Consider the following 23,182-nt stretch of genomic DNA (forward strand, 5'->3'; position numbering starts at 1 on the left):
TTATGTTGAAAACATTATCTATTAAAAATTTTATAATTGTAAAAGAAATGGAAGCTAATTTTGATAATGGCTTCACTGTGTTTTCTGGGGAAACCGGGGCCGGCAAATCTATTCTTATAGATGCACTATCATTAGCACTTGGGAATAGACCAGAAACTAATGTATTGAGAGAAGGTGCTTCTTATACTGAAATAATAGCAATATTTGATAATAATGAAAAATCATCATTATGGCTAGAGAAACATGGCATCAAAATTAAGTCAGAAATAACAATACGTAGAATAATAGATAAACAATCTCGCAGCAAAGGATATATAAATAATACGCAATCTACAATGGCTAATCTTAGATCTTTAGGATCTCTACTTGTGAAAATATATGGCCAGTACGCTCATCAAGATTTACTTAATAGCGAATCTCAGCGCACAATTCTAGATTCTTATGGAGGACATGAGTTTCTATTACAACAAACTAAGTATTATTGGAAATTATGGAGATCAGCTAAAAAACATTTGGAAAGCTCTCTACAGCATGAATCTAATCTGCAAAATGAGCTAGATCAATTGCATTGGCAAGAAAATGAAATAGAGCTAATCAAATTCTCAGACGATGAGTTGCTTGATATCTATTCAGAATATAAGAAATTATCTAATATAGAGAATATAGTAGAAACTTGTAACTCTGTTATTAAATACCTTGATGATAGTAATGTATCAGCACATAGATTAATGAATAAAAGCATAAGTCTAACACAACAAATCATTGATTCTGACCCTTCACTTTTAAAAATATACGAGGACTTACTTTCTGCACAAATAACTGTAAAAGAAGTAATATCAGATCTAAATAGCTATATGAGTAAAATAGAGATCGATCCAAATCGTCTTAAATTGCTAGAATCTAGAATTTCTGATATAGAAACATTATCAAAGAAACTAAAAACAATCCCACAAAACATTAATAACTTACACAAAAAAATACAGAACAGAATCAAAGATATAAAAAATGCTAATATTGATGTATTTAGAGAGCAAGAAAAACTAGCTAAAGAAAATTACATAAATTATGCAACTCAATTATCAAGACAAAGAGAAAAAACTGCTATAAAATTAAGCGAAAAAGTTACTGGAGTAATAAAAACACTAGCCATGCATGATAGATTCTTTAAAATAGAAATAACAAATGCAAATGAATCATCTCATGGCATTGATAATGTCAGATTTCTAGTTTCTGATCAACTATCCACACCAAAACCAATTATAAAAATTGCTTCTGGCGGAGAGATGTCAAGAATCTACTTGGCAATATCAGTAACCACTAACTATAACAATACCCCAACTATAGTATTTGACGAGATTGATATCGGTATAGGTGGATCAGTAGCAGAAAATGTAGGCAAGCTTTTAAAAAAAATTAGCAAATCTCATCAAATAATGGTTATAACTCATCTTCCACAAGTAGCTTCGTATGGGGATAATCATTTCTTGGTTGACAAATATAAAGAAGACAGGACTATTGTTTCTAAAGTAAGTTTACTATCTAGCAATGAAAGAACTGAAGAAATAGCAAGGATGTTAGGCGGCATAGAAATAACAGAAACAACTATAAACCATGCAAAAGAAATGTTAGTTAATACCAAAAATAATAACCAAGATTAATATTAGTCATTAAACTCTATATCAACAAAAGAGTCAAAAAATATATTTTCTATAACCCTTAAGAAGGTCGCAAGCTTATGCTCACATATCTTAAAACTGGTAAATTTATCTTTTATTTAATAATAGCTACATTAATAAATGGTTGCCAATACAACGGGCTAGACTTAGCTAATTTGCCTTATTACCCAGATATAGAACAAGGTAGAATTATTGATATTAAAAAAACTAAGCTCCTTAGGGAGGGATTAACCTCTGATCAAGTTCAAATATTGCTCGGCAAGCCAATTATTATCAAAGAAGACACCTGGGAATATATCAACTATTATAAAAAATCTAATGAGGAACCAAAAATTACAAAGCTAACTCTACTGTTTGTGGATAATAAGCTAAAAATATGGTATAAAAAACCATAATTATTTTACTGTGAATTATTAAAAAATAAGGAACTCTTATGCGTTTAGCTGTATCTGGATCCAGTGGAAGAATGGGATCTGCTATAATTAAGACATTGTTAAAAAATCCAGAGCTACAATTATTGACGGCTTTAGATTCCTCGAACAGCAAGTATTTAGGACAAAAAATAGAAGACTGTAATATCTCATTAACAGATGATTTAGACACATTAAAAGAAGCTGACTGTTTAATAGATTTCACTAGGCCAGAGGCGACGATGAAATATTTATCATACTGCCTAAAACATAATGTCAATATGGTAATAGGAACAACTGGATTCAGTGAAGATGAATTAAAGGTTATAGAACAAGCATCAAAAACCATAGCTATAATGCATGCATCAAATACAAGCATTGGCGTGAATGCCACAATTAAACTTATAGAACTGGCATCGAAAATATTAAAATCTGGCTATGATGTTGAGATATTTGAGGCTCATCATAGTGAAAAAGTTGATAGTCCATCTGGAACATCCATTACAATGGGGGAGGCAATAGCAAAAACATGGGAGGTTTCTCTTCCTGAGGTTGCAACATGGTCTAGGCATGGCTATACAGGCCCGAGAAAAAAAGGCACGATCGGATTTTCAGTAATGAGAGGTGGAGATATTGTGGGGGATCATTCGGTTTATTTTTGCGGACAAGGAGAACGAATAGAGATCACTCATAGATCAACAAGCAGGGAAAATTATATCAATGGAGCTATTCAAGCCGCCCTTTTCCTTAAAAACAAGAAAAATGGTAAATTCAATATGAACGATGTTTTATCTTTATAAAAAATAATATTTAATAATAGACTAGCGGCTCTATCTCTAATTTAATGCCGCTTTTATTATAAACATCGTTAATAATTAATGCAGCCAGTCCTATAACATCATCAAATTTAGCTAAGCCTTGGTTTAAAAGAATCAAGGCGTTTTTTTCATAGACAGCAACTGAACCATAATTCTTTCCTCTCCATCCACAATTATCTATTAACCATCCAGCCGATAACTTATAAGCATCTTTTCTTTGCTCCCAAAAAACTAAATCCGGAAAGAAATGAAGAGCATTCAGAAAGCTCTCTTCCGATATTATAGGGTTTTTAAAAAAACTTCCAACATTACCAAATTCTTTGATATTTGGTAGTTTGGATCGACGTATATCAAAAATTGCTTCTATAAGATTATTAATATTCTTTGAGTCTTCTAATGATTTGCGTGTGGAATAATCGTTTATTTTAAAATACTCTAAATTAGGATTCCATATCTTTGATAAAATTACACGTACAGATAAAATAATGAAGTTCTTATATGTTTTTTGTTTGAAAATACTATTTCTATATGCAAAAAAACATTCTCTGGCTAATATCTCTACTATTTCCCCTTTTAATAAATCCCATGCTATTATGCTATAACAATAATTTGAAAATTCTATTCCATATGCGCCTATATTTTGTACAGGAGCAGCTCCTACTGTGCCAGGTATAAAAGCTAAGTTTTCTAAGCCATACCATCCCATATTAAGACAATGTATTACAAAATTATGCCAAAATTCACCAGCATACGCTTCTATTAGAACATCGTTACCAAAATCAGATATCATTCTAATACCTGAAAAATTAACCTTAATAACGAGAGATTCTATGCATTCTGGTAAAATTACATTACTACCGCCTCCTAAGATAAAAATATCTTTATAATCACCGAGAGTGCTAGTTATAAATTTTAGATCTTCAAAATTACGCACAACAAAGAAATAATCCGTAAAAGAATTAAGTTTAAATGTATTAAGATCTTTAAGATTTTGCTGCTTTGATTCTAATTTCATACACGACACTATATGGATAAAATATTGTATTTTTACAATACAATTAATTCCTAAATATAACAAGATTATATCTTGTGTAAATTACTAATTATATGTTATAATTCAAAAAGTTGAGTGACATTAGCATTTGCGGGAATAGCTCAGTTGGTAGAGCGCAACCTTGCCAAGGTTGAGGTCGCGAGTTCGAGACTCGTTTCCCGCTCCATTAAATTTCTCAAAAGCACAATTATAAATTAAGGCGCGATGGCAGAGTGGTCATGCAGCGGACTGCAAATCCGTGTACGGCGGTTCGATTCCGCCTTGCGCCTCCATACAGCATAGCAAGATATTTATTTATATTTTATGACAAAACTAGCAAATCATATTATATAATTAATTACCCTAAATAACTTTAATTTGTACGATATGTCATTATTCTTTAAATCATACCCAATTGTACGACGCATACTATTTTCTTTGAGCCCTGAAAAAGCACATGAAATAACTCTTAAGGCCCTTAATTGTTTTTACAAATTCCGATTGACAAGGAATATTCTTAGTTACTCTCCTTATTTGCCAAAAGAAATTATGGGAATTAAAGTAAACAATCCTATTGGGCTAGCTGCAGGCTTAGATAAAAACGGGGAATGCATCGATCCTCTAGGAAATTTAGGTTTTGGCTTCATAGAAATAGGGACAGTAACACCAAATCCACAACCAGGGAACCAAAAGCCAAGGATGTTTCGTTTGCATAAGTCAGAAGCGCTAATAAATAGATTAGGATTCAATAATAACGGAATAAATGAGCTTATATGTAATGTAAGAAAAAGCAAATGGCATAAAAATGGAGGCATTATAGGAATAAATATTGGAAAGAATGCAAAAACCCCAATAGAACTTGCCATAGAAGACTATTTGAAGTGCCTAAATGCTTCCTATACGTATGCTGACTATATAACTATAAATATATCATCCCCGAACACAGAGAAATTACGATCTCTACAAGAAAAAGAACATCTTGATAGATTGTTATATAAACTAGTAGAAACAAGTAAATCATTGTCAGATACCCATCAAAAAAACACTCCACTTGCATTAAAAATATCTCCTGATTTGGATTTAGATGATATTGACATAATATCCGATGCGCTTGTTAGACATAAAATTGAAGGAGTTATAGCAACTAATACTACATTGTCACGAAATAATGTAACTAATGATCTTTTCTCAAATGAAAAAGGAGGACTATCTGGATATCCTCTACACGAGTTATCACTAAATATTATAAATAGAATCAAGAAAAATGTTGGTAATAATGTAACGATTATAGGCACTGGAGGAATATTATCTGCAAAACAAGCTTTAGAAAAAATGGAAGCTGGTGCTGATGCAGTTCAAATATATACTGGTCTCATATATAAAGGACCTATACTAATTAAAGAATGTATAAATGCAATTAAAGAAAATCAATTTTATGATAACATCACTTAGTTTCTAACATTAAGATCTTCATTATATCTGATCAAATGCTTCTTTACCCAAATAAAGACAAGTTTCTAATCAATAAAGAAGATTGCTATCTAATACTTTGTTTCTGTGCCGAATGGTGCGCCACATGTAGGCAATACAAACAAAAACTGTCAATTTTATCAGAACAGCTAAAAAAACATACATTCTATTGGATAGATATAGAAGATAACTACGAACTTGTCGGAGATGAGGACATAACAAACTTTCCTACTCTACTCGTGCAAATAGATGAGAAAACTGTATTCTATGGAAGTATAGATTCTAACATCGATTATTTGAATATGATAATAAGAACAGTAACCAACAACAATAAAAACATAGCAACAAAATTACCAAACATTTGGAAAATACTAGAAGAATAAGAGATTATATTGAATCTAATTAAATTAAAGTCGTCGCCCTGTTCCTCCAAGTAATAATGCTATCTTGCTCATAATTTTGGCACTTAAAATAGATTTGTCGTTAATAGGATCAAAGCCATGGATAATATTGTTGCTTCCCTTATCATCAAGAATAATTGGGGTTCTGGATCTATTGTATGTTGCTGGAGCCTTGCTTTTATAACAAATCTCTAATCTAGGAATAATGCTTTTAGTAAGCTTCTCTATTCCTAATAAATAAATCTCTTCTTCTGAGTAATATAAAGAGACAGCAATCCCTTCGTTATTTGCTCTCCCCGTACGACCTATTCTATGAACATAGTCTTCAGCATTATGAGGGATGTCGAAATTTACAACATGGGAAATACCTGCTATATCTAGCCCACGAGCAACAACATCAGTCGCAACCAAAACATCTAAATTGCTAGATTTAAAATCATTAAGAATTCTTATTCTTTCTTTCTGGGTTCTATCTCCATGGATACAATCAGCACTTATTTTGTTTGAGGATAAATAGCTAGCTAACTTATTTGCTCCAATTTTAGTATTGGTAAATACTATAACATGCTTCATTTCAGTACTACGTATTAAAAACAATATAGCATCATACTTCTCATTACTAAGTACTTTATAAGAAATCTGCTTAACTGTATCTGCTATAGAATTTGGAACAGTGACATCAGCCTCCACTGGGTCTTTCAGATATGTTAAACCTAATTTTCGAACATCTTCACTAAATGTGGCAGAAAATAATAAACTCTGCCTTTTTTTAGGAAGCATTCTAACTATTCTGTCGACATCTGGAATAAAACCCATATCAAGCATACGATCGGCCTCATCTAAAACTAATATGTCAACATTAACTAGAGATACATTTCTCTGGATTATATGGGCAATTAATCTACCTGGAGTAGCTACTAATATTTCACATCCCTTATGCAATAAGTCCTTTTGATGTTCTAAATCAACCCCCCCAAATAGTACTAGACTACGTAAATTAGTATTCTTGCTATAAAGTTTTACACATTCATAAACCTGATCTGCCAATTCTCTAGTAGGAACTAGTATAAGGGAACGCAATAAATGACGTGCTGGCGAAATACTGTTATTTGCAAAAGGCACTAATCTATTGATTATTGGCAAAACAAAAGCAGCAGTCTTTCCAGTTCCTGTTTGAGCAGCACCAATAAAATCAGCGCCTGATAAAATATTTGGAATAGCAGATTCCTGAATCAGTGTTGGTTTGACATATCCAATCTCATCAAGAACACTCACTATTGAGAAGTCTAAGCCGAACTCTCTAAAAGAGCTTGTTTTTATATCTTTATCAAAAAAACTGATTTGATTCATTAAAATACTTGGTATATAAACATAATAGAATTATAAATAGTTGAAATGTATAGATAGACTGTTTGATATGATCTTTAAAAAAATTAATCTTGTAAACAAAATAACAAGCAAAAGTAAAAAAATAACTCAAAACAGTAAATTAACACATTTCTACGCTGAATGAATTATATAATTCATTCTACAGAAATAAAGGTCATGATCTCAAAAATTAAATCCAAAAAGATAAATTATCACGCAAGACTGAAAAAATAGCGCAATAAGCGCAATAAAAAATTAAACTTGTTAAGGAAAAACAACAGACTATTGCCTGTCGTAAAACACTTTACCCTTTTAGGCAGTTAATTAGAAAATTCTACAATTCAAATTAGATAAATAATTGCTAGTTTTAATAAGAATAATATTTGTAACAATTAAACATTTAATATTTTGCTATATAAATTATGATTGCTTATCATGATAGCTATACTTCTAACTTAATTTACCTAATACATGTGTGATTTATATAAATTTATCAGCCGTAGACGTAGTTTTAAACAATTACTAAAGAATTATGAAAACAGCATCACAATTATACCAAATTCTATAGAACATATACGCAATAGTAATATATATTATCCTTACAGATCTAATAGTAACTTTTATTACTTAACAGGATTAAATGAACCAAATTCGTGCTTGATTATGTTAACAAGCACAAATCAAGACATTCTTTTGCATGCCTCATGACAAAAAAAGAATTATGGGAAGGACCAATAATTGGACGAGAAACGATAAAAGAACTATTTTCCTTTGATTCCACATATTCTATAAATGATTTTGAAAGCATACTGAGCAAGATAATAAAAAACTGCAAAACAATCTTTATAGAAATGGATCGTTTTTGTATAGAAAAAAATCAAATATTTTCTTGTTTAAAGCAAATAATTAAAAAAATAACAACGAACATATTAAATTTATGGAAATGCAATCAATACTATCTGAAATGAGATTAATAAAAGATGATAATGAAATATCTAAAATGAGACGATCTGCCAAAATTTCTGCTAATGCTCACAAAAAATTTTGCGTTACTGTAAAGTAGGCATGTATGAATACGAACTAGAGGCAAAGTTGCTTTATGAATTTAATAAACACGGTGCTAAAGAAGTGTCTTGTAAATCAATTATTGCTTCTGGCTCAAACTCATGTACGCTTCATTACTCAAGAAATAATTCAATAATTAAAAATGGAGATCTTGTTTTAATAGATGCCTGCTGTGAACTAGATAATTATGCCTCAGATATTACTAGAACTTTCCCTGCAAATGGAAAATTTAGCTCTCCTCAACTTGCTTTATATGAAATTGTACTAGAAGCCCAAAAATCTGCCATAGATAAAACTATAGCTGGAAATAATTTTATACAACCTCATGAAACAGCAGTCAAAATTATAGTTCAGGGATTAATAGATGAAAAAATTCTAAATGGAACTGTAGAGGAAATTATAGAAAACGAAACATATAAATACATCTTCCCTCATAACACAAGCCACTGGATAGGAATAGATGTGCATGATGTTGGTAATTATTATAAGCTAAATGATGGTCGAAGAATATGGCTAACATTAGTATCTGGCATGTTATTAACAATAGAACCAGGAATATACATACGTCCGTCTCACAATATACCTAGTATATTTTGGAATATAGGTATTAGAATAGAAGATACTTTATTAATAAATGAAAAAGGAAATGAAATCATCTCAAAAAATGCTCCGGTTGATCCAAGCACAATAGAAAATATAATGCATCTCTAGAAAACATAAGAAAACAATATTTACTAAAACTAAGATGAAAAAAGAATTTGACATAGCAATAGTGGGATCTGGAATCACTGGAAACACATTGGCTATCTTACTATCTAAATTAGCAACAAACCCTTCTAAAATAGCATTAATCCAAAAAACTGAACCTAATGAATTAATAAATAGAAGAAATAAACCGGATGTCTTAGCTCTAAGTTACGGCAGTAAATTATTACTGGAAAGTATAAATGCATGGCCAAAGGAATCATCTATTATAAAAACAGTACATGTCTCAAAATTTAATCAGTTTGGAAAATTATTATTAAGAAATACTGATCTTAATGTAGATCAACTAGGAAGTATAATTAATTATGATAATCTTCAAAGAACACTAGATAACTTAGTTATAAACAGCGAGGTCTCGCTGATATATGGAAATGATATTGAGATAGTTAAGAAAGATAACTCTTATCAAACACAAATAGATGGATCATTTCTAAAATCTACAATTGTCGTACAGGCTAATGGAATAAATTGCAATGGAATTGAAAAACAATATGATCAAAAAGCATTATTAACAACGATTAAAATTAAATCAGTTAATAACAATGATAGATGGGCGTGGGAACGCTTTACCGATACTGGATGCATAACTCTGCTACCAACACCGAATAATCCAGATCTGTACTCAGTTGTTTGGTGTGACAAAACGAAAAACATAGAATGCTTAAGAAACATGACTAACAAAGAATTTTCAATATCAATAAAGAAATTCTTTGGTGATCTAATAGGAGAAGTCTCTACTGATTGCGAAAAACACGTGATACCATTATCTCTAAAGATAAAAAAACACCTGAATAATTTAAATTTAGTGACAATAGGAAATGCAGCACAAACTATACATCCTATTGGAGGACAAGGACTAAATTTAGGACTAAGAGATGTTGGCTGTCTATCTAGGTGTTTTGATAAATGGCTCGATAACAAGGCAGAGACTATAAGCATATTAAATAAATTCAATAAACAAAGATCTCTAGATAGAATTGTAACAATAGGAATCACTGAGATATTGACCAACGTTTTCAGCAGTAGAGCAAGTCCAATACAAAAAGTATTTGGCATCTCATTGTCGATAATTAATTTAATAAAACCAGTAAAAAAATCAATCATAAGACAACTTATACTTGGATTGAGAATATGACTATCTAATTATATTTCTTTCAGTACTATGAAAAAATATATTAATAAAAATATGATATATTCTATACATAGCATTTTAATGATTGAATGTTTTTTTGAATACTTAATACTCACTATAGCTGTTCATGATAAAATACAAAGCTAGCAATGTGAGTTATAATTTACAATACTGATAGTCAGTAATATCAACCATAATTTTTACCAAATGAATAAACAAGATGTTTTCGAAGAATGTATACGTATAAGCCTAGCACGCTATATGAATGACTTAGGAGATTCCAAACCTAATGATATATTAAAAATGGTTATCTTATGTGTCGAAAAACCAGTTATAGAAGTAGCTTTAAAAAGAGCTAATAATAATCAGTCCAAAACAGCGGAAATGCTTGGGATTACTAGAAGTACTTTAAGGAAAAAACTTCTGCTGCATCACATACAAATATAATTTTTTCAGTATCTCTATGAGATTTTTTATATCTCATGAGAGGTTGTTTAATTAAACCTATTTGAAACTCTACATTATTATGAAAATTGAAACTGCTCTTATATCTGTTTCCAATAAAACAGGAATCGTTGAATTTGCTAAATCTTTAATATCTAGAAAGATTCGTATACTCTCTACTGGAGGAACAGCTAAAATATTAAAAGATGCCGGTTTAGATGCAATAGAAGTGTCAGAATATACAGGATTCCCTGAAATTCTCGATGGGCGAGTTAAAACATTGCACCCTAAAATACACGGTGGACTATTGGCAAAACGAGATAAAAAAGAACATATCGATACAATTAAAGAATATGGAATAGATAAAATAGATATCTTAGTTGTTAACCTATATCCATTCAACGAAGCAATATCTAAAGAAGAATGTACATTTTCAAATGCAATAGAGAATATTGATATTGGTGGACCAGCAATGCTACGAGCAGCATCTAAAAATCATGGAAATGATACTGGCGGCGTAACAGTTATTGTAGATCCCAATGACTATGATAGTGTAATTAATGAAATAGATAAAACAGGAAAAACTTCTTACGAGTTACGTTTGGCTTTAGCTACAAAAGCCTTTGCACATACAGCCGCATATGATGGATCTATAACAAATTATCTAAGCAGCCTACTAGATAAAGCTCCAAAACATAATAAAACACCTGATAGACAAAAATGGCCAGAAATTATAACAATACAAGCAAGAAAACAACAATCGTTACGATATGGAGAAAATCCTCATCAAACGGCATCATTCTATACTGATGAGAAGATTGGTCAAGGGTTGCTAAGCAACTATAAGCAGATACAAGGCAAGGAGCTATCATTCAATAATATTTCCGATGCTGATGCAGCATGGGAGTGTGTTAGTAGCTTTGATAAACCCGCCTGTGTAATTGTAAAGCATGCTAATCCATGTGGAGTTGCAATTGGTGACAGCATAAAAGATTCTTATGCCAAAGCATTTAAAACAGATCCAATCTCTGCTTTCGGAGGAATAGTAGCTTTTAATAAAATAGTTGACCTGGAAACTGCTAGAATAGTAATTAACAATCAATTTTTAGAGGTGCTGCTAGCCCCAGATTTTGATGATGCCGCAATAAAGGAATTATCATCAAAACAGAATATAAGAGTACTAAAAATTTCAATTGGCAATAGCAAAAATAACTTCGATGCAAAGAGAGTTGGTGGAGGATGGTTGCTACAAACTCCAGATAGTCATGATTTATGTATAAATGATATTAGTATTGTTACAAAAAGACAGCCAACAAAACAAGAAATTGATGATTTAATATTCGCTTGGAATGTAGCAAAATTCGTGAAGTCTAACGCAATAGTTTTTGCTAGCAAAGGCATGACATTAGGGATCGGAGCTGGACAGATGAGCCGCGTTGACTCTGCTCGCATAGCATCTATAAAAGCAATTAAATCAAAATTAGATTTAAAAAATTCTGCTGTGGCATCAGATGCATTCTTTCCTTTTCGCGATGGACTAGATGTGATAATAGAATCTGGTAGTAGTTGTGTAATACAACCAGGAGGCAGTGTAAGAGATGATGAAGTTATAGATGCGGCTAATGAGCATGGAATAGTCATGGCTATTACTGGAATAAGGCATTTTCGTCATTAATGAGAATTATTGGTATTGACCCTGGTCTTAGAAAAACAGGTTTCGGAGTAATAGAGCAGAATGGCAATGTTATGAAATATATAGCTAGCGGCACTATAATAATACCAACCAATGTGCCGTTATCAGAAAGATTAAAAGTAATTTTTGATAATATAAATCAAGTTATTAGAGAAACGAATCCACTAGTAGCTGCTATGGAAATTATTTTCATGAACACTAATCCAGCTACAACTTTATTACTAGGACAGGCCAGGGGTGCTGCTTTGTGCGCTATAGCTAATAATAACATAAAGGTTTATGAATATACGGCACTACAAATAAAGAAAGCTGTTGTTGGCACAGGAAGAGCAGCAAAAAATCAAGTTCAGACTATGGTCCAAAGACTATTATCCCTAAATGGATTACCATCTCCTGATTCAGCTGATGCTCTATCTTGTGCCATATGCCATTCGAATATAAACCCCTTTAGATTGATTATGCGAAATTTACAAAATAGTAATACTATAGATAAAGATAAAACGATTAAAAAAGGAAGATTAATTTGAATAATGTTAATGTATGATAGAAAGAATAACAGGTAAATTAATAGAAAAGAGCACGAATAGTGTTTGTTTAGATGTCAATGGAATATGTTATGAAATAGAAATAACATCAAATACTATTAATTCTCTTCCAGCTATTAATGAACAAACAACCTTGTTCACGCATCTATTAATACGTGAGGATGCCCACATATTATTCGGTTTTAATAATCCTGAGACTAGAAATACCTTCCGCCTGCTGATTAAAACAGCGGGAATAGGAGCTCGAACGGCTTTATCTGTTCTTTCAACATTAACAGTTGATGAATTGTCGAATTCTATATTAATGCAAGAACCATCCATATTAACTAAGGTTCCTGGAATAGGGCAAAAAACTGCAGAGCGTTTACTACTAGAACTAAAAAATAAAATAAAATCAGAAACTGGATTAAATTCGCTACAAGTTCCTCAAAGGCAGTCTGATATTATTAATGCGCTAGTATCATTAGGTTATTCATACAAAGAAACAATCAAGATAATTAATCTTGTTCCAGAGGATCTCGCCTTATCAGAGAGTATAAAATATGCGCTTAAATTACTGAGTTCTGGGTAATCCAGTATAGAATTAAATCTACATTAATCTTACAGATATTTAAATATGGTTATTAAGTCTGATCATCTTGCCCAAACAACCAAAATACATAATAAAATATTAGAGCCTACCGCTCCTATTAACGAGGAATCTATTGAAAGAGCCTTAAGGCCAAAAAATTTCTATGAATATATAGGACAGAAGAGAACCTGCGATCAGCTAGAGATATTTATAAAAGCCGCTCGTAATAGAAAAGAGTCATTAGATCATACATTATTATTTGGTCCACCTGGCTTAGGAAAAACTACTCTTGCCCATATAATAGCTCATGAAATGGGAGCAACTTTAAGACAAACATCTGGCCCTGTGTTAGAAAGACCAGGTGATCTAGCCGCAATACTAACAAATATGGAGAAAAATGACGTCCTGTTTATTGATGAAATACATAGGCTATCTTCTGTTGTAGAAGAAATTCTCTACCCGGCTCTAGAAGACTTCCAAATAGATATCCTAATAGGAGAAGGACCATCTGCAAGAAGTGTAAAGTTAGACCTTCAGCCATTTACATTAATAGGAGCTACCACTAGAGCAGGCATGCTAACAAATCCATTGAGAGACAGATTTGGAATTGTATCAAGGCTTGAGTTTTATACCCCAGAAGATCTTTCTCATATAATTTCTAGAAGCGCCAAGTTACTAAAAACAAATGTCACTATAGAAGGATCAGAGGAGATTGCTCGAAGATCACGAGGTACGCCTAGAATAGCAAATAGATTATTAAGACGAGTACGTGACTATGCTGAAGTTAAGGCAGAAGGCATTATAGATGCTGCTGTAGCAAATCAAGCTTTATCAATGCTAGAAGTGGATCCGAATGGATTAGACCTTATGGACAGAAAATTATTAGAAGCAATTATTTATAAATTTGATGGAGGCCCTGTTGGAATAGATAGTATTGCTGCATCTATAGGAGAAGAGAAAGATACCATAGAAGATGTTATAGAGCCTTATCTTATACAACATGGATATATACAAAGAACACCTCGTGGCAGGATAGCAACATCTATAACTTGGAGTCATTTAGGTTTGCAGCATATAAATGCTCCTCAGCAAAAAAATATATTTTAGCCTAATATTTGACGAAACATCTTAAACAAACTTAATTACGATAAACTTTAAAGAAATGACTACTATTGAAAATAACATGTCATCGCAGAATTTCTTGCGTCGAATAATAGAAGAAGACATTGCATCAAGAAAACTAGATAAGAGATTATGGTCAGGAATACCAGGGCCAATAAGTTTGCAAAAAAATATCAATGAAATTGATCTTGCTTCAATTAGAACAAGATTTCCTCCAGAGCCTAACGGATATCTGCATATAGGGCATGCAAAAAGTATATGCATAAATTTTGGATTAGCAGAACAATATAACGGAGCTTGCCATTTAAGATTTGATGATACTAATCCTGATAAAGAAAATATAGAATATGTAGAATCAATAATTGAAGCAGTTAAATGGCTGGGTTTTGGATGGTACAATAACAAACGCAATAATATATACTTTGCAAGCGATTACTTCAACTATATGTATGAATTTGCAGAAGAATTAATAAAAAATAACTATGCTTATATCGATGAGCAAAATGATAATGAAATCAAAGACAATAGAGGAACATTAACTGCCCCAGGTATAGACTCTCCTTGGCGCAATAGACATTTTGAAGAGTCCTTATTGCTATTTAGAAAAATGAAGGATGGAGAATATCCGAATGGTAGTCTTGTATTGCGTGCAAAAATAGATATGAGATCACCTAACATAAATATGCGTGATCCTGTTATGTATAGAATACGACACTCATCTCATCATCGCACTGGATCAAAATGGTGCATCTATCCGATGTATAGCTGGGCACATCCAATAGAAGATGCATTGGAAGGAATTACCCATAGCATATGCACATTAGAATTTGAAGATCAAAGATCTCTATATAATTGGTTTTTAGAGAAATTAAAAGAAATAGGAATTTTTGCAGACCCTCTTCCTCATCAATATGAATTTTCAAGATTGAATCTAAGCTACGTAGTTACAAGCAAAAGAAAATTATTAACTCTTGTAAAAGAAGGATATGTTGATGGATGGGATGATCCTAGGCTACCAACAATATTCGGCTTACGTAGAAGAGGATATACTCCTAGATCAATACGACTATTTTGTGAAAGAATATCTGTATCAAAATCAGATTCATTAATTGACTATAGTATTCTAGAGCAAGCATTACGAGATGATCTTGATTTAATAGCAACAAGAGCAATAGCAATCTTAAATCCTTTAAAATTAATAATTACAAACTACCCTAATAACCACTCAGAAATATGTTATGCTCCTATCAATCATCATGATAAAAATCTTGGCTATAGAAGCTTTTTCTTTCAGAAGGAATTATGGATAGATGAAGATGATTTTCAGGAAAACCCTCAAAAAAATTATTTTAGATTGTTTCCTGGGAACTTAGTGCGCTTAAAATATGGATATGTTGTTAAATGCACAGGGTATAAAAAAGATGAAAAAGGAAACATCTTAGAGGTGTACGCAGAATACTTCCCAGATACAAAAAGTGGAACTGATGGCGCTAATAAAATTAAAGTGAAAGGCAATATAACATGGTTATGTTTAACAGAAGCACAACCTGTAACAATAAATCTATACGAACATCTATTTACAAAGCCAATCCCAGATAATGAAGGAAATAATTTTATTAATTATATAAATCCTAACTCTAAAAAAACTATTAGGGCATTATTAGAACCAGATACAATAAATCGAGATGTTAAAACATGGCAATTTGAGAGACTTGGCTATTTTATTATAGATAAAGACAGTACTAATGAAAATATAATAATAAATCGCATTGTAACCTTGAAAGATTCTTATATTAAAAATTAAATGATAATAAAACCATCTAAAATAGATTGTAAAAGCGCCAATATAGTAGCTCCAAGGCTAATATTACAGGACGGCAGTGATGATTTATACATTTCCATAGAAACTTATTTAAAAAACTCTGGAGATTTTTTCGTAAATGAATATATCATTATTGATGCTAGACAACTAGTAAAGTCGGTAAATTGGGATCAGTTGATAGGAATACTTAAAATCCATAGCATTAGTGTACTTGGAATATTGGCAAATGGAGATAATTTAATTTCAGCTTTAGATAAAGGATTAATAAATATATCATCAGGCAAGGAAGAGATATATAATTCAAACGACTTAAGTTATCATAAAGACACAAAAAACAACAATAGAAAACTTGGTACATTATTGATAGACAAACCATTACGATCAGGACAAAAAATATATGCAAATGAAAAGGATCTTATCGTGATTGGTATGGTAAGTCCTGGAGCTGAAATAATAGCAGATGGTAATATTCACGTCTATGGACCTTTGCGTGGAAAAGCTATAGCTGGAGCGAATGGTGATACTGATTCTCGCATATTTACCACGCAATTTGATGCTGAGTTATTAGCTATTGCAGGAATATATAAAATATTCGATAACAACTTAAATGGCGACATGTATAACAAAAAACTATTTGCAAAACTACAAAATGAGAAGATTACAATTAAATTGCTATGAAAATCAGAAAAATATTTTATCTACTTATACTGTAGACTGTTGTATTATTATAGTATTAACATTTAAAAGAGGATATAAAAGTCGTGACACGTATCGTTGTTGTAACTTCTGGTAAAGGTGGTGTTGGTAAGACTACTAGCAGTGCTAGTTTTTCTGCTGGTCTGGCCATGAGGGGGCACAAGACTGTAGTAATAGACTTTGATGTTGGATTGCGCAATCTTGACCTAATTATGGGCTGCGAAAGAAGAGTTGTATATGATTTTATCAATGTGGTTCAAGAAGAAGCAAACTTAAATCAAGCATTGATAAAAGACAAGAAAGTCGAGAATCTATTCATTTTGCCAGCTTCTCAAACTCGTGATAAAGATGCATTGACTAAAGATGGGGTTGAGCTAGTACTAAAAAATCTTAGCAAGATGGGATTTGAGTATATTGTATGTGATTCACCAGCAGGTATTGAAACAGGCGCTTTAATGGCCGCATATTTCGCTGATGATGCAATAGTAGTTACTAATCCTGAAATATCTTCTGTTAGAGACTCAGATAGGATATTAGGTCTACTATCGTCAAAATCTAAAAGAGCTATTAATGGCGATGATCCTATTAAAGAATATCTATTAATTACCAGATACAACCCAAAAAGAGTACTAACTGGTGAAATGCTTTCCATATCAGATATAGAAGATATACTTAGAATAAATCTCATTGGAGTAATCCCAGAGTCTGAGTCTGTACTGCATGCATCAAATCAAGGACTACCTGCCATTCACATGAAAGAAACTAATGTTTCTATAGCATATGAAGATGTAATATCTCGTTACTTAGGCAAAGAAATTGCAATGAAATTTACAGAGCAAGAAAAACCTAATCTATTTAAAAGACTGTTTGGAGGGATATAAAATGTCATTTTTATCATTCCTGCTTGGAGAAAAGAAGAAATCAGCAGTCGTCGCAAAGGAAAGATTGCAAATAATACTAGCACATGAACGTTCTACAAAAAACTCACCAGATTATTTGCCTAAACTACAACAAGAATTGATCGCGGTTTTATCTAAGTATGTACATATAGATCTTGATGATATCAAAGTCAATGTGGAAAGACATGGTTCGCTTGATGTTTTAGAAGTAAAAATAGAAATGCAAAAAAAAGAAAACTCCTAAGCAAAATGCATCAATATTACCTTGACAAGTCGTAGTGATGAATTCTACCTTAGTGTTTTATATTTCAATCTTCTAGGATTTATATTCTTATTCTTAGACTTTTTATAACTTTCGTATTCACTATAGTTGCCGTTAAAAAATACGACTTCAGAATCACCTTCAAATGATATGATATTGGTAGCTATTCTATCTAAAAACCATCTATCATGGCTTATAACTAAAATGACTCCAGGAAATTCTAGCAATGCATCCTCTAGAGCTCTAATAGTTTCAACATCAAGATCATTTGATGGCTCATCCAGAAGCAAAACATTGCCTCCTGATAGTAGTGTTTTAGCCAAGTGCAAACGCCCTCGCTCTCCTCCGGACAAATCGCTAACAATCTTACTCTGATCCGTCCCTTTTAAATTAAATCTACTTAGATATGCTCTTGAAGATATAGATAATTTACCAATATTGATAATATCAGATCCATTTGAAATATTTTCAAAAACAGATCTATTATTAACTAGCGACTCTCTTGATTGGTCAACAAAAGCTATTTTTACCGTTTTGCCAACTATAATTTTTCCCTTGTCTGGAGATTCAGAACCAATTATCATACGAAACAATGTAGACTTACCTGCTCCATTAGCACCAATAACACCTACTATAGCACCTGGAAGAATATTGAAATTTAGATCATCTATTAAGAGCCTATCTTCATAAGCCTTGCTGACACCAACAAAATCAATTACATCTTTACCTAGCCTATCACCTGCCGGAATAAATATTTCCTGTGTTTCATTCCGTTTTTGGTATTCATATGAAGTTAATTCTTCATAATGATTCAATCTTGCTTTGGACTTGGATTGCCTACCTTTAGGATTTTTACCTATCCACTCTAACTCTTTTTTTATTGTGCGTAGACGAGCACTTTCTGAACCTTCCTCTGTTTTTAAACGAACTTCTTTTTGGGCAAGCCAAGAACTATAATTACCTTTCCATGGAATACCATAACCTCTATCTAGCTCTAGTATCCATTCAGCAACATTATCCAAAAAATAACGATCATGCGTTACAGCAACAACCGTTCCTTTAAAGTCATGTAAGAAATGCTCTAGCCATTCTACACTTTCTGCATCTAAATGATTAGTAGGCTCATCTAATAATAATATGTCTGGCTTAGATAACAACATTCTGCATAAAGCAACCCTTCTTTTTTCTCCACCTGATAAATTTTCAATTTTTGCATCCCAAGGTGGGATTCTTAAAGCATCAGCAGCGACTTCTATTTGCAACTCAGAATCATCAAATCCACTGGTAGATGCAGCTGAAATAATAGCCTCGAGCTCTGCTTGTTCAGATGCTAGTTTTTCAAAATCAGCATCTGCTTCAGCATATGCAGCATAAATATCTTCCAAACGTTTTTTTGCTCTTAGAACATCACTCATTCCTAATTCAACAGCTTCTCTAACCGTTAATTCATTATCTATAAACGGCTCTTGTGGAAGGTATCCTATCTTTAACCCTGGAAGAGCTAAAGCCTCTCCATCTATCTCTTTATCAACACCAGCCATTATTTTTAATAATGATGATTTGCCAGAACCATTTAGACCAAGAACACCAATCTTAGCTCCTGGAAAAAAAGAAAGAGATATGTCTCTCAAAATATATTTATTTGGAGAGACAACTTTACTTACACGGTTCATGGTATATACGTATTTTGCCATGGCAATTTATAAATACTATTTAAGAAAAAATTAAGGAATAAACCACAATGTTCAAACATTGATTAATTATAGTTAATTTAGTTATATCAGTAATGTTATATTTTTTTAAAAAATATTTATTTACTATAAAAATTTTTAGTAAGATTTAAAAAAATAAAACAATACACAACTAATATAAAACAGTCACTACATAATTCTAGAAGGCACATCTATAACTAAGAACGTTTTACCTTTTCCAACATCTTAAAAACATTCTTTGGCAAATCCGCAAATAACCTTTTATATGCCTTTCCCAAACAACGACGCTCAAGAGTATTTCGTCTTGTACGTTTACGTTCTGCCATAATAAACTCCTAAAATATAAAATCCAAAATAAAATAATAGTGTTTTTAATTATAACCTGATTACAACAAAAACTCTTGCTAAATCATACAAAAATATAAATAGTGATATTGTAATATTCAAGTAATTTATTATACGGGGATAATTAATAACAAATTATGAAATCTAACATAAAAATTACCGGAGCTAAACAAAACAATCTAAAGAATTTAAATTTAGAGATAGATCCCAATGATTTCACAATAGTTACTGGCGTATCTGGGTCAGGGAAAAGCTCTCTTGTATTCGATACTATTTATGCAGAAGGACAACGTAAATATGTAGAAACATTTTCCCCATACTCAAGGCAATTTCTAAATCAGATGAATAAGCCTAATGTTAGAAACATAACCGGAACATTGCCTGCAATAGCAATATACCAGAAAAATCATATAAGGAATTCGTACTGTACTGTAGGTTCTCTTACAGAAATAAATGACTATCTAAAAATAATATTTGCCAATAATTCTAATTTATTTTGCGAGAATTGCAATCAAATAGTAAAAAGAGATACAGCAAATTCCATATTGGAAGATCTAAATAAGAAATTAAAAACAAGAAAAAACATTAAGGTTAACATAACGTTCCCAATAGTTATATCACCAAATATAAGAAAAGATATGCTCAGATATCTTTCAAACAAAGGATACCTGGATATATATAAAGAGGAATCAATCAGCCATAATGAAACTGATGTTAGTAAGATTTTTATAATACAAGACAGAATAAATTTATCTAAAGAAAACCAAAGTCTCTGCCATGAAGCAATAGAAACAGCTATGCTCATGGGTAATGGCGAAGTAGTTATATATTATTGCCACAATAAAGAATCTGATGATAAAACACTAAGATACAATAACAACCTTAAGTGTAATAATTGCAACTTAGAATACAATGATGTTACACCAAGTAATTTTTCCTTTAGTTCTCCACTAGTGGCTTGTAGTAACTGTAATGGTTTTGGTGAGATATTAGAAATTGATATTGATCGTGTAATACCTGACAAGAATAAAGCCTTAAGAGACGGAGCTATAAAACCTTGGTAAACTAATACATTTATAACATGCCAACATGATCTTGAGAATTATGCAAATATAGCCTCCATTCCGTTATCCACACCATGGAAAAAACTAACAAATGATCAAAAAAGATGGGTAATATATGGTGATTATGATGGAGAATATGCTGCAGACAAATGGTATGGAATAAAAAGATTCTTCTCTAATCTAGAGAAGAAGTCTTATAAAATGCATATAAGAATTCTACTGTCCAAATATAAGAAATCTTCAGTTTGCATTAAATGTAACGGTAGCAGATTCAATAATAGTTCATTGCTATGGCGTATTGCAAATACAGAAAATAACTTGAATGAGCACTATGATTGTAGTAGGCCTATACCATATAAAAATAAAGATGCATTAAATATAGCAGATATATTGAAGATGTCAGTTAATGCAGTGTTGTAACTATTTCTTAAGTTTAAGAGAGATAAAATACTGATTAAGACAGATGATCAAGCAATACAAGAAATAGAAAACAGATTAGAGTTTTTAAGAAACATTGGACTTGGGTATCTAGCACTGAACCGTAAAGGGAAAAGCCTCTCTGGCGGTGAAATTCAAAGAATAAATCTAACTACTGCCTTAGGATCATCGCTAATAAACACCATGTTTGTATTTGATGAGCCCTCCAGTGGTCTACATTATAAAGATATAAATAAAGTAATAACATCTATAAAAAAACTTAATGATTACGGTAATTGCTTAATAGTTATAGAACACAACTTACAGTTAATATTATCTGCAGATAGAATATTGGAGCTAGGACCAGGATCTGGCATAGATGGAGGCAATATAATCTTTGATGGAACACCTCATGAATTATATACGGCTGATACAATAACATCAAAGTATGCAAATAACAAACTGATATTTAAAAAAAAATACTCCATTAAGCCAATTAACTTTAACAAAAATATATTAACAATATCAAAAGCTTACGCGAATAACCTAAAAAACATTTCTATCAAAATACCACTCAACAGATTAGTATGTATTACTGGAGTATCTGGCTCAGGGAAAACAACCCTTCTAAAAGAAATTATATATAACGGATTACATAACGTAAGAAATCCTGAATTGCACAGTGAAATATTCTTTGAAAAAATAGAAGGCCATGAAGTAGTAAATAATGTTAATTTAATTGACAACTCACCGATTACAAGAAGCACAAGATCTAATATCGCTAGCTATATTGGCGTATTCGAAACAATTAGAATTCTTTTCTCTCAAGCCTCATTATCTATAAAGAGAAATTATTCACCTAGCACGTTCAGTTTTAATAGTGGTCATGGAAGGTGTCCGACATGCAATGGAAGCGGAATAGAGCATGTAGAAATGCATTTCTTGTCAGATGTATATTTATGTTGCCAAGACTGCAATGGTAAACGCTTCAGAAAAGAAATATTAGAAGTTTATATAGAATTAAATAATAGGACAGCATCTATAGATCAAGTTCTTAACATGACCGTGATAGAATCTATTGATTTTTTTAAAGGCATCGAACTAATAACCAAAAAACTATCTTCTGTTGTTTCTATAGGGATAGGCTATCTAAAATTAGGACAAGCATTATCAACAATGTCTAATGGGGAACTAAGACGAATAAAACTGATATCTAGTATCATAAATTCATCTAATAATAAACAACAAAAACAAAATAATGATTTGTTCTTAATAGATGAACCTACATTAGGATTATATGCAAATGAAATATATATTCTAATAGAATTTTTACGTAATATTATAGATATGGGGCATTCTATAATATTAATAGAACATAATCTAGAAGTTATAAAGTCATCAGACTGGGTTATAGATTTATGACCTGAAGGCGGTGATAATGGAGGAAGAGTT

Annotated in this window: 26 protein-coding genes and 2 tRNA genes; 24 read left to right on the forward strand and 4 right to left on the reverse strand. The window is 31.7% G+C overall.

Going from position 1 to position 23,182, the window contains the following annotated elements; genetic code table 11:
• The first annotated feature begins 2 nt into the window (after positions 1-2).
• From recN to dapB, 3 genes are all read left to right on the forward strand, one after another.
• Positions 3-1,658, forward strand: coding sequence for a DNA repair protein RecN (gene recN / locus CKBE_RS03465; protein ID WP_015238201.1), 1,656 nt, complete (start codon positions 3-5; stop codon positions 1,656-1,658).
• A 77-nt stretch (positions 1,659-1,735) separates the two neighbouring features.
• Positions 1,736-2,071, forward strand: coding sequence for an outer membrane protein assembly factor BamE (locus CKBE_RS03470; protein ID WP_015238202.1), 336 nt, complete (start codon positions 1,736-1,738; stop codon positions 2,069-2,071).
• Positions 2,072-2,109: 38 nt separating this feature from the next.
• The gene (gene dapB, locus CKBE_RS03475) at positions 2,110-2,886 is read left to right on the forward strand and encodes a 4-hydroxy-tetrahydrodipicolinate reductase (protein ID WP_015238203.1); all 777 of its coding nucleotides are present in this window, start codon (positions 2,110-2,112) and stop codon (positions 2,884-2,886) included.
• A 10-nt stretch (positions 2,887-2,896) separates the two neighbouring features.
• Here the strand turns inward: dapB and murB are convergent, their stop codons facing one another.
• Complete coding sequence (gene murB, locus CKBE_RS03480; protein ID WP_015390054.1) at positions 2,897-3,919, reverse strand: UDP-N-acetylmuramate dehydrogenase; 1,023 nt, start codon at positions 3,917-3,919, stop codon at positions 2,897-2,899.
• Positions 3,920-4,048: 129 nt separating this feature from the next.
• Here murB and CKBE_RS03485 point away from each other — a divergent pair.
• The 4 genes from CKBE_RS03485 (at position 4,049) to CKBE_RS03500 (ending at position 5,790) form a co-directional block, all read left to right on the forward strand.
• Positions 4,049-4,124: transfer RNA gene (locus CKBE_RS03485), tRNA-Gly, on the forward strand.
• 32 nt (positions 4,125-4,156) lie between these two features.
• Positions 4,157-4,230 (forward strand) — tRNA-Cys (locus tag CKBE_RS03490).
• A 94-nt stretch (positions 4,231-4,324) separates the two neighbouring features.
• Positions 4,325-5,389, forward strand: coding sequence for a quinone-dependent dihydroorotate dehydrogenase (locus CKBE_RS03495; protein WP_015390055.1), 1,065 nt, complete (start codon positions 4,325-4,327; stop codon positions 5,387-5,389).
• 35 nt (positions 5,390-5,424) lie between these two features.
• A complete protein-coding gene (locus CKBE_RS03500) occupies positions 5,425-5,790 on the forward strand; it encodes a thioredoxin family protein (RefSeq protein ID WP_015390056.1) in 366 nt (121 codons plus the stop codon).
• A gap of 24 nt (positions 5,791-5,814) precedes the next feature.
• Here the strand turns inward: CKBE_RS03500 and CKBE_RS03505 are convergent, their stop codons facing one another.
• Positions 5,815-7,158, reverse strand: coding sequence for a DEAD/DEAH box helicase (locus CKBE_RS03505; protein ID WP_015238206.1), 1,344 nt, complete (start codon positions 7,156-7,158; stop codon positions 5,815-5,817).
• A 489-nt stretch (positions 7,159-7,647) separates the two neighbouring features.
• Between CKBE_RS03505 and CKBE_RS04020 the strand changes: the two genes are divergently transcribed.
• From CKBE_RS04020 to minE, 14 genes are all read left to right on the forward strand, one after another.
• A complete protein-coding gene (locus CKBE_RS04020) occupies positions 7,648-7,884 on the forward strand; it encodes an aminopeptidase P N-terminal domain-containing protein (protein WP_081583121.1) in 237 nt (78 codons plus the stop codon).
• A complete protein-coding gene (locus tag CKBE_RS04025; protein ID WP_015238207.1) occupies positions 7,881-8,144 on the forward strand; it encodes an aminopeptidase P N-terminal domain-containing protein in 264 nt (87 codons plus the stop codon). Before CKBE_RS04020 ends, CKBE_RS04025 begins: the two co-directional genes overlap by 4 nt.
• Complete coding sequence (locus CKBE_RS04010; protein ID WP_263987835.1) at positions 8,114-8,239, forward strand: hypothetical protein; 126 nt, start codon at positions 8,114-8,116, stop codon at positions 8,237-8,239. The genes CKBE_RS04025 and CKBE_RS04010 overlap by 31 nt, the downstream gene beginning before the upstream one ends.
• Positions 8,240-8,241: 2 nt before the next feature.
• Complete coding sequence (locus CKBE_RS03515) at positions 8,242-8,952, forward strand: M24B family metallopeptidase (RefSeq protein ID WP_015238208.1); 711 nt, start codon at positions 8,242-8,244, stop codon at positions 8,950-8,952.
• A gap of 34 nt (positions 8,953-8,986) precedes the next feature.
• A complete protein-coding gene (locus CKBE_RS03520; protein ID WP_015238209.1) occupies positions 8,987-10,141 on the forward strand; it encodes an FAD-dependent monooxygenase in 1,155 nt (384 codons plus the stop codon).
• Positions 10,142-10,345: 204 nt separating this feature from the next.
• Positions 10,346-10,585 carry a helix-turn-helix domain-containing protein gene (locus tag CKBE_RS03525; protein ID WP_015238210.1) on the forward strand — a complete coding sequence of 80 codons (240 nt, stop codon included), beginning with the start codon at positions 10,346-10,348 and terminating at the stop codon, positions 10,583-10,585.
• 79 nt (positions 10,586-10,664) lie between these two features.
• On the forward strand, positions 10,665-12,257 hold the full coding sequence (purH, locus tag CKBE_RS03530) for a bifunctional phosphoribosylaminoimidazolecarboxamide formyltransferase/IMP cyclohydrolase (RefSeq protein WP_015238211.1): 1,593 nt from the start codon (positions 10,665-10,667) through the stop codon (positions 12,255-12,257).
• A complete protein-coding gene (gene ruvC / locus CKBE_RS03535; protein ID WP_015238212.1) occupies positions 12,257-12,802 on the forward strand; it encodes a crossover junction endodeoxyribonuclease RuvC in 546 nt (181 codons plus the stop codon). The genes purH and ruvC overlap by 1 nt, the downstream gene beginning before the upstream one ends.
• 13 nt (positions 12,803-12,815) lie before the next feature.
• Complete coding sequence (gene ruvA / locus CKBE_RS03540; RefSeq protein WP_015238213.1) at positions 12,816-13,391, forward strand: Holliday junction branch migration protein RuvA; 576 nt, start codon at positions 12,816-12,818, stop codon at positions 13,389-13,391.
• Positions 13,392-13,436: 45 nt separating this feature from the next.
• Positions 13,437-14,498, forward strand: a complete 1,062-nt coding sequence (gene ruvB / locus CKBE_RS03545) for a Holliday junction branch migration DNA helicase RuvB (protein ID WP_015238214.1) — start codon at positions 13,437-13,439, stop codon at positions 14,496-14,498.
• Positions 14,499-14,553: 55 nt separating this feature from the next.
• The gene (locus CKBE_RS03550) at positions 14,554-16,317 is read left to right on the forward strand and encodes a glutamine--tRNA ligase/YqeY domain fusion protein (RefSeq protein ID WP_015238215.1); all 1,764 of its coding nucleotides are present in this window, start codon (positions 14,554-14,556) and stop codon (positions 16,315-16,317) included.
• On the forward strand, positions 16,318-17,013 hold the full coding sequence (gene minC / locus CKBE_RS03555; protein ID WP_015238216.1) for a septum site-determining protein MinC: 696 nt from the start codon (positions 16,318-16,320) through the stop codon (positions 17,011-17,013). It begins immediately after the preceding gene.
• Between the two features lie 83 nt (positions 17,014-17,096).
• Positions 17,097-17,912: a septum site-determining protein MinD gene (gene minD / locus CKBE_RS03560; RefSeq protein WP_015238217.1), complete on the forward strand. Its 816-nt coding sequence runs from the start codon at positions 17,097-17,099 to the stop codon at positions 17,910-17,912.
• A 1-nt stretch (position 17,913) separates the two neighbouring features.
• The gene (gene minE, locus CKBE_RS03565; protein ID WP_015238218.1) at positions 17,914-18,174 is read left to right on the forward strand and encodes a cell division topological specificity factor MinE; all 261 of its coding nucleotides are present in this window, start codon (positions 17,914-17,916) and stop codon (positions 18,172-18,174) included.
• 44 nt (positions 18,175-18,218) lie between these two features.
• On the opposite strand, the gene ettA is transcribed toward minE, so the two are convergent.
• Positions 18,219-19,886: an energy-dependent translational throttle protein EttA gene (ettA, locus tag CKBE_RS03570; RefSeq protein WP_041571804.1), complete on the reverse strand. Its 1,668-nt coding sequence runs from the start codon at positions 19,884-19,886 to the stop codon at positions 18,219-18,221.
• Between the two features lie 215 nt (positions 19,887-20,101).
• Positions 20,102-20,230: a hypothetical protein gene (locus CKBE_RS04015; RefSeq protein ID WP_015390058.1), complete on the reverse strand. Its 129-nt coding sequence runs from the start codon at positions 20,228-20,230 to the stop codon at positions 20,102-20,104.
• Positions 20,231-20,386: 156 nt separating this feature from the next.
• Between CKBE_RS04015 and CKBE_RS03970 the strand changes: the two genes are divergently transcribed.
• The 3 genes from CKBE_RS03970 (at position 20,387) to CKBE_RS03980 (ending at position 23,152) form a co-directional block, all read left to right on the forward strand.
• On the forward strand, positions 20,387-21,313 hold the full coding sequence (locus CKBE_RS03970; RefSeq protein ID WP_015238220.1) for an excinuclease ABC subunit UvrA: 927 nt from the start codon (positions 20,387-20,389) through the stop codon (positions 21,311-21,313).
• 201 nt (positions 21,314-21,514) lie between these two features.
• Positions 21,515-21,733: a hypothetical protein gene (locus tag CKBE_RS03975; protein WP_015238221.1), complete on the forward strand. Its 219-nt coding sequence runs from the start codon at positions 21,515-21,517 to the stop codon at positions 21,731-21,733.
• Positions 21,734-21,934: 201 nt separating this feature from the next.
• Positions 21,935-23,152, forward strand: coding sequence for an excinuclease ABC subunit UvrA (locus tag CKBE_RS03980; protein WP_015238222.1), 1,218 nt, complete (start codon positions 21,935-21,937; stop codon positions 23,150-23,152).
• Positions 23,153-23,182: the final 30 nt, after the last annotated feature.

It is taken from the genome of Candidatus Kinetoplastibacterium blastocrithidii (ex Strigomonas culicis), assembly GCF_000319245.1.
In the GTDB taxonomy this organism is placed as follows: Bacteria; Pseudomonadota; Gammaproteobacteria; order Burkholderiales; family Burkholderiaceae_B; genus Kinetoplastidibacterium; species Kinetoplastidibacterium blastocrithidiae.

Excerpts from the sequence above, each read along its gene's own strand:
- CKBE_RS03470 (WP_015238202.1), top strand. The coding sequence starts at position 1,736 with ATGCTCACATATCTTAAAACTGGTAAATTTATCTTTTATTTAATAATA.
- CKBE_RS03505 (WP_015238206.1), bottom strand. The coding sequence starts at position 7,158 with ATGAATCAAATCAGTTTTTTTGATAAAGATATAAAAACAAGCTCTTTT.
- CKBE_RS03975 (WP_015238221.1), top strand. The coding sequence starts at position 21,515 with ATGCATATAAGAATTCTACTGTCCAAATATAAGAAATCTTCAGTTTGC.
- ruvB (WP_015238214.1), top strand. The coding sequence starts at position 13,437 with ATGGTTATTAAGTCTGATCATCTTGCCCAAACAACCAAAATACATAAT.
- CKBE_RS03495 (WP_015390055.1), top strand. The coding sequence starts at position 4,325 with ATGTCATTATTCTTTAAATCATACCCAATTGTACGACGCATACTATTT.
- CKBE_RS04015 (WP_015390058.1), bottom strand. The coding sequence starts at position 20,230 with ATGGCAGAACGTAAACGTACAAGACGAAATACTCTTGAGCGTCGTTGT.
- purH (WP_015238211.1), top strand. The coding sequence starts at position 10,665 with ATGAAAATTGAAACTGCTCTTATATCTGTTTCCAATAAAACAGGAATC.
- CKBE_RS04025 (WP_015238207.1), top strand. The coding sequence starts at position 7,881 with ATGACAAAAAAAGAATTATGGGAAGGACCAATAATTGGACGAGAAACG.
- ettA (WP_041571804.1), bottom strand. The coding sequence starts at position 19,886 with ATGGCAAAATACGTATATACCATGAACCGTGTAAGTAAAGTTGTCTCT.
- ruvA (WP_015238213.1), top strand. The coding sequence starts at position 12,816 with ATGATAGAAAGAATAACAGGTAAATTAATAGAAAAGAGCACGAATAGT.
- CKBE_RS03520 (WP_015238209.1), top strand. The coding sequence starts at position 8,987 with ATGAAAAAAGAATTTGACATAGCAATAGTGGGATCTGGAATCACTGGA.
- CKBE_RS03970 (WP_015238220.1), top strand. The coding sequence starts at position 20,387 with ATGAAATCTAACATAAAAATTACCGGAGCTAAACAAAACAATCTAAAG.
- CKBE_RS03550 (WP_015238215.1), top strand. The coding sequence starts at position 14,554 with ATGACTACTATTGAAAATAACATGTCATCGCAGAATTTCTTGCGTCGA.
- dapB (WP_015238203.1), top strand. The coding sequence starts at position 2,110 with ATGCGTTTAGCTGTATCTGGATCCAGTGGAAGAATGGGATCTGCTATA.
- CKBE_RS03525 (WP_015238210.1), top strand. The coding sequence starts at position 10,346 with ATGAATAAACAAGATGTTTTCGAAGAATGTATACGTATAAGCCTAGCA.
- CKBE_RS03500 (WP_015390056.1), top strand. The coding sequence starts at position 5,425 with ATGCTTCTTTACCCAAATAAAGACAAGTTTCTAATCAATAAAGAAGAT.
- minC (WP_015238216.1), top strand. The coding sequence starts at position 16,318 with ATGATAATAAAACCATCTAAAATAGATTGTAAAAGCGCCAATATAGTA.
- CKBE_RS04010 (WP_263987835.1), top strand. The coding sequence starts at position 8,114 with ATGGAAATGCAATCAATACTATCTGAAATGAGATTAATAAAAGATGAT.
- ruvC (WP_015238212.1), top strand. The coding sequence starts at position 12,257 with ATGAGAATTATTGGTATTGACCCTGGTCTTAGAAAAACAGGTTTCGGA.
- CKBE_RS04020 (WP_081583121.1), top strand. The coding sequence starts at position 7,648 with ATGTGTGATTTATATAAATTTATCAGCCGTAGACGTAGTTTTAAACAA.
- recN (WP_015238201.1), top strand. The coding sequence starts at position 3 with ATGTTGAAAACATTATCTATTAAAAATTTTATAATTGTAAAAGAAATG.
- CKBE_RS03515 (WP_015238208.1), top strand. The coding sequence starts at position 8,242 with ATGTATGAATACGAACTAGAGGCAAAGTTGCTTTATGAATTTAATAAA.
- CKBE_RS03980 (WP_015238222.1), top strand. The coding sequence starts at position 21,935 with ATGTTTGTATTTGATGAGCCCTCCAGTGGTCTACATTATAAAGATATA.
- minE (WP_015238218.1), top strand. The coding sequence starts at position 17,914 with ATGTCATTTTTATCATTCCTGCTTGGAGAAAAGAAGAAATCAGCAGTC.
- murB (WP_015390054.1), bottom strand. The coding sequence starts at position 3,919 with ATGAAATTAGAATCAAAGCAGCAAAATCTTAAAGATCTTAATACATTT.